Annotated in this window: 5 protein-coding genes; 4 read left to right on the plus strand and 1 reads right to left on the minus strand. The window is 69.4% G+C overall.

Annotated features, from left to right (window positions below; genetic code table 11):
- Window positions 1–980, minus strand: a 980-nt coding sequence (gene tsaD, locus PKE44_RS14925; RefSeq protein WP_324552580.1) for a tRNA (adenosine(37)-N6)-threonylcarbamoyltransferase complex transferase subunit TsaD, incomplete at its 3' end; no start/stop codon positions are given.
- 124 nt (window positions 981–1,104) lie between these two features.
- Between tsaD and rpsU the strand changes: the two genes are divergently transcribed.
- The 4 genes from rpsU to PKE44_RS14945 all read left to right on the plus strand — a co-directional run.
- Entirely contained in the window at window positions 1,105–1,320 is a 216-nt protein-coding gene (gene rpsU / locus PKE44_RS14930) for a 30S ribosomal protein S21 (protein ID WP_324552582.1), read from the plus strand.
- 24 nt (window positions 1,321–1,344) lie between these two features.
- On the plus strand, window positions 1,345–1,791 hold the full coding sequence (locus PKE44_RS14935) for a GatB/YqeY domain-containing protein (protein WP_324552584.1): 447 nt from the start codon (window positions 1,345–1,347) through the stop codon (window positions 1,789–1,791).
- A 110-nt stretch (window positions 1,792–1,901) separates the two neighbouring features.
- Window positions 1,902–3,656: a DNA primase gene (dnaG, locus tag PKE44_RS14940; RefSeq protein WP_324552586.1), complete on the plus strand. Its 1,755-nt coding sequence runs from the start codon at window positions 1,902–1,904 to the stop codon at window positions 3,654–3,656.
- Between the two features lie 96 nt (window positions 3,657–3,752).
- Window positions 3,753–4,998, plus strand: a 1,246-nt coding sequence (locus tag PKE44_RS14945) for an RNA polymerase sigma factor region1.1 domain-containing protein (RefSeq protein ID WP_324552588.1), incomplete at its 3' end; no start/stop codon positions are given.

Genomic DNA, 4,998 nt, shown 5'->3' on the forward strand with positions numbered 1-4,998 from the left:
GGCACGGCGCGGATCGGGCCGTCCTCGCGCTCGCCGGCCGCGAGCCGGCAGTGACCGGCATAGGCAATCATCGCGCCGTTGTCGGTGCAGAAGGCCGGGCGCGGGTAATAGGCCCGGCCGCCGCGCGCCTGCATCAGCGCGGCGAGCTGCTCGCGCAGGCGCTCGTTGGCACCGACGCCGCCGGCCACCACCAGCCGCTTCAGGCCGGTCTCGCGCAGCGCCCGCCGGCACTTCAGGAACAGCGTGTCGACGACGGCATCCTCGAAGGCACGGGCGACATCGGCCCGGTCCTCCTCGCTGCCGGAGAGGCTGGCGAGCGTGTTCAGCGCGTGGGTCTTCAGGCCGCTGAAGCTGAAATCCAGCCCCGGCCGGTCGGTCATCGGCCGCGGGAACGTGAAGCGCGCCGGATCGCCGCGTCCGGCCAGCCGCGCCAGCGCCGGTCCGCCCGGATACGGCAGGCCGAGCAGCTTGGCGGTCTTGTCGAAGGCCTCGCCGGCGGCGTCATCGATCGATTCGCCGAGGATGCGGTAGCGCCCGACGCCGGCCACGGCGACCAGCAGCGTGTGGCCGCCGGAGACGAGCAGCGCGAGGAACGGGAAGGCCGGCGGATCGGCTTCGAGCATCGGCGCGAGCAGATGGCCTTCCATGTGATGCACGCCGAGCGCCGGCACCTGCCAGGCCGCGGCCAGCGCACGCGCGAAGCTCGCCCCGACCATCAGCGCGCCGATCAGCCCGGGGCCGGCGGTATAGGCGATGCCTTCGACCGCGCCGCGTTCGAGCCCGGCGGCGGCGAAGGCCTCGTCGAGCAGCGGCACGAGCTTGCGCATGTGATCACGCGAGGCGAGCTCCGGCACCACCCCGCCATATTCGGCGTGCAGCGCCACCTGGCTGTAGAGCGCGTGCGCGCGCAGACCGCGCGCGCCGTCGTAGAGCGCGACGCCGGTCTCGTCGCAGGAGGTTTCGATGCCGAGCACGATCATCGCGGGATTGTCCGGGCGGGCGCCGGCACGACGCAAGCCGCTTTTGCAATGGTCCGGACAAAGGCTTAGACTCGCGCGCTCGCCGTTACCGGCCCAGCCCGCTGCCTATCGAGGTAACTCCTTAATGCCCGTCGTGAAAGTGAAGGAAAACGAGCCGTTCGACATCGCCCTGCGCCGCTTCAAGCGCGCGTGCGAGAAGGCCGGCATCCTTGCCGAGATCCGTGCCCGCGAGTTCTACGAGAAGCCCACCCAGGAACGCAAGCGCAAGCAGGCGGCCGCGGTCAAGCGCCACCAGAAGAAGCTCGCGCGCGAAGTCGCCCGTCGCACCCGCCTGTACTGATTCCGCTCCGGACACCCCCGCCGCATGTCGCTGAAAGCCCGCCTCACCGAGGACATGAAGGACGCGATGCGCGCGAAGGACAAGGACCGTCTCGCGACGATCCGCCTGATCCTCGCCGCGCTGAAGCAGCGCGAGGTCGACGAGCGCATCGAGCTCGACGACACGCAGGTCCTCGCCGTCCTCGACAAGATGCTCAAGCAGCGGCGCGAGTCGATCGCGCAGTTCGAGAGCGCCGGCCGCACCGATCTGGCTGAAAAGGAGGCCGCCGAGGCCGCCATCATCCAGACCTACCTGCCGGCCGCGCTGAGTCCCGCCGAACTCGATGCGCTGATCGACGCGACCATCACCGCCACCGGCGCGGCCGGCGTGCGCGACATGGGCAAGGTCATGGCCGCCATCAAGGCGCAGGCGCAGGGCCGGGCGGACATGTCCGAGGTCAGCGCCCGCATCAGGACCCGGCTCGGCGGCTGATCCCGCCCGTGCCCGATGGCCCCGAGAACCCGGCCCGGCGCCGGGTTCTCGCGTTTTCGCGGCCATTCACGCGCTAGTCTCGCTGCAACCGCGCCGCCTGGAATCACCGCATGTCCGGTCGCATCCCGCAGGGCTTCATCGACCAGCTGCTCGCCCGCACCGACCTCGTCGAGGTCATCGGCGCGCGCGTGCCGCTGAAGAAGCAGGGACGCGAATTCGCCGCGTGCTGCCCGTTCCACAACGAGAAGTCGCCGTCGTTCTACGTGAGTCCGTCCAAGCAGTTCTTCCACTGCTTCGGCTGCGGCGCCCACGGCAACGCCATTGGCTTCCTGATGGACTACGAGCATCTGGCCTTCCCGGAAGCGGTCGAGGAACTCGCGCGCAGCGCCGGAATCGAGGTGCCGCGCGAGGGCGGCAGCGCAGCGGCCGGCCAGCAGGATCAGTACGCCGAAATCCTGCACTGGCTCGCGCGCGCCGATCAGTGGTTCCGCCAGCAGCTGCGCCATCACCCGGAGCGGGCCCGGCCGATCGAATACCTGCGCGGCCGCGGCCTCGCCGGCGCGCTCGCCGCCGAGTTCGGCATCGGCTACGCGCCGCCGGAGCGCGACGCGCTGCTGCAGGCGCTGCTTGCCGAGGGCGCGACGCGCAAGCTGCTGCTCGCCGCCGGCCTGGTCGCCGAGCGCGACGGCGGCACGCTGGTCGATCGCTTCCGCGGGCGCGTGATGTTCCCGATCCGCGACCGGCGTGGACGCACGATCGCCTTCGGCGGTCGCGTGCTCGGCGACGGCCAGCCGAAGTACCTGAATTCGCCGGAAACGCCGGTGTTCCACAAGGGCCGCGAACTCTACGGCCTGTACGAGGCGCGCATGGCCGCGCGCCAGATCGGCCGGCTGGTGGTGGTCGAGGGCTACATGGACGTGGTCATGCTCGCGCAGCACGGCCTGCGCTGCGCGGTCGCGACACTCGGCACCTCGACCACGGCCGAGCACGCCGAGAAGCTTTTCCGCATCACGCACGACATCGTCTTCTGCTTCGACGGCGACCGCGCCGGACGCGAGGCCGCCTGGCGCGCGCTGGAGAACGTGCTGCCGCAGGTGCGCGACGGCCGGCGCATCGGCTTCCTGTTCCTGCCCGATGGCGAGGACCCGGATTCGCTGGTGCAGCAGGAAGGCGCCGAAGCCTTCGCCGCCCGGCTCGATGGCGCGCTGCCGCTGACCGACTACCTCGCCGAACGGCTGCGCGCGCAGGTCAACCTGAACACCGACGAAGGCGCGGCGCGGCTGATGGAACTGGCAAAACCGCTGCTCGAACGCATGCCGGATTCGCCGGCGCGCGACCTGCTGGTGCAGGCGCTCGATCGCGGCTCGGTGCTGCGCCGGCACACGCGCCTGCAGCAGGCCCCGGCCGGCGTCGGCGAGTTCCGGCGCAAGGTCGATTACCGCAAGAGCCCGGTGCGCCACGCCATCGCGCTGCTGCTCGCCGAGCCCGCGCTGGCCGCCGAGGCCGGCGAGCGATCGAGCTATGCACGGATCGATGCACCCGGCGTCGATCTCTTGCTTGAACTGATTGATATCTTCAGGGACAGCCCGCATCTACCGGCAGGTGCCGCAGTCGAACGCTATCGTGGAACCGCCCGGCAGCGGCCGCTGGAGCGCCTGCTGGCCTGGGCACCGGAGGTGCCGGCCAACGAGTTCGACTGGCAGCAGGAATTTCGCGACACGCTCGCACGCATCCGCGCGCTCGGCGACCGGCGCCGGCAGCTGATGGACCGGCTGGCGCGCGGCGAACGGCTGGAGGCCGAAGAACTCGACTGGCTGCGCAGCGTCCCGGCCGGAAACGCCGGCAGCCCCCCGCAGGAACCGTGAATTCCGAGCGGGGTCAGGAATTTGTGATGGACTTATGATATTGTGCGCGATTCGCCTCAACGGGTATCGGGCCTGCATTCGGGTGCAAGAGCAGTCATGAGCGAACAGCAGCAGTCGCAGTTGAAGAAGTTGATCGCCCGCGGCAAGGAACAGGGCTTCCTGACCTATGCCGAGATCAACGATCACCTGCCGGAAGACATCGTCGATCCCGAACAGATCGAAGACATCATCGCGATGATCAACGACATGGGCATCGAGGTCCATGAGTTCGCGCCGGACACCGACACCCTGCTGCTCGCCGAATCCCCGGTCGCCACCGATGACGAGGACGCCGCCGAGGAAGCCGCGGCCGCGCTCGCCGCCGTCGACAGCGAGTTCGGCCGCACCACCGACCCGGTGCGCATGTACATGCGCGAGATGGGCACGGTCGAGCTGCTGACGCGCGAGGGCGAGATCCAGATCGCCAAGCGCATCGAGGAAGGCATGAACCAGGTGCTCGCGGCGCTCGCGAGCTACCCGGAGACCATCGCCGAGCTGCTGAAGGAATACTCGCTGGTGCAATCCGGCGAGGCGCGGCTGGCCGATGTCATCGCCGGCTTCGTCGGTCTGGAGGAACCGGCCCCGGCCGAGCTGCCCGAAGATACCGAAGCCGCGCTGCCCGCCGTCGAGGCCGAGGCCGCCGTCGAGGAATCCGAGGACGAGGACGGCGAGACCACCGAGGCTGCCGACACCGGGCCTGATCCGGAAGAAGCCGCACGGCGCTTTGCCGAACTCGCGAGCCTGCTCGAAACCGTGACCGCCAGCATCGCCGGCGTCGGCGCCCGGCACCCCGACACCCTGGCGATGCGCCAGCAGATGTCGGATCGCTTCATGGAACTGAAGCTGGTGCCGAAGGTGCTGGAGATGCTGGTCGAGAACCTGCGCGCGCTGGTCGATCGCATCCGTGCCGAGGAAAAGATCGTCATGGACGCCTGCGTCGGCCACGCCAAGATGGACCGCAAGCTGTTCATCACCAGCTTCCCGGAGCACGAGACCAACCCCGACTGGATCGACACGCAGATCGCCGCCGGCAAGAAGTTCTCCGAAGCCCTGAAGCCGCACCGCGACACCGTGCGCTCGGCGCAGGAGCGCCTGCTCGGCATCCAGAACGAGGCCGGCCTGTCGGTCAACGAGATCAAGGACATCAACCGCACGATGTCCATCGGCGAGGCCAAGGCCCGCCGTGCCAAGAAGGAAATGGTCGAGGCCAACCTGCGCCTCGTGATCTCGATCGCCAAGAAGTACACGAACCGCGGCCTGCAGTTCCTCGACCTGATCCAGGAAGGCAACATCGGCCTGATGA

Source organism: Plasticicumulans sp., assembly GCF_035331805.1.
In the GTDB taxonomy this organism is placed as follows: domain Bacteria; phylum Pseudomonadota; class Gammaproteobacteria; order Competibacterales; family Competibacteraceae; genus Plasticicumulans.

Bases quoted from the DNA above. Each gene is read 5' to 3' on its own strand.
- rpsU (WP_324552582.1), top strand. From the start codon at position 1,105: ATGCCCGTCGTGAAAGTGAAGGAAAACGAGCCGTTCGACATCGCCCTG.
- dnaG (WP_324552586.1), top strand. From the start codon at position 1,902: ATGTCCGGTCGCATCCCGCAGGGCTTCATCGACCAGCTGCTCGCCCGC.
- PKE44_RS14935 (WP_324552584.1), top strand. From the start codon at position 1,345: ATGTCGCTGAAAGCCCGCCTCACCGAGGACATGAAGGACGCGATGCGC.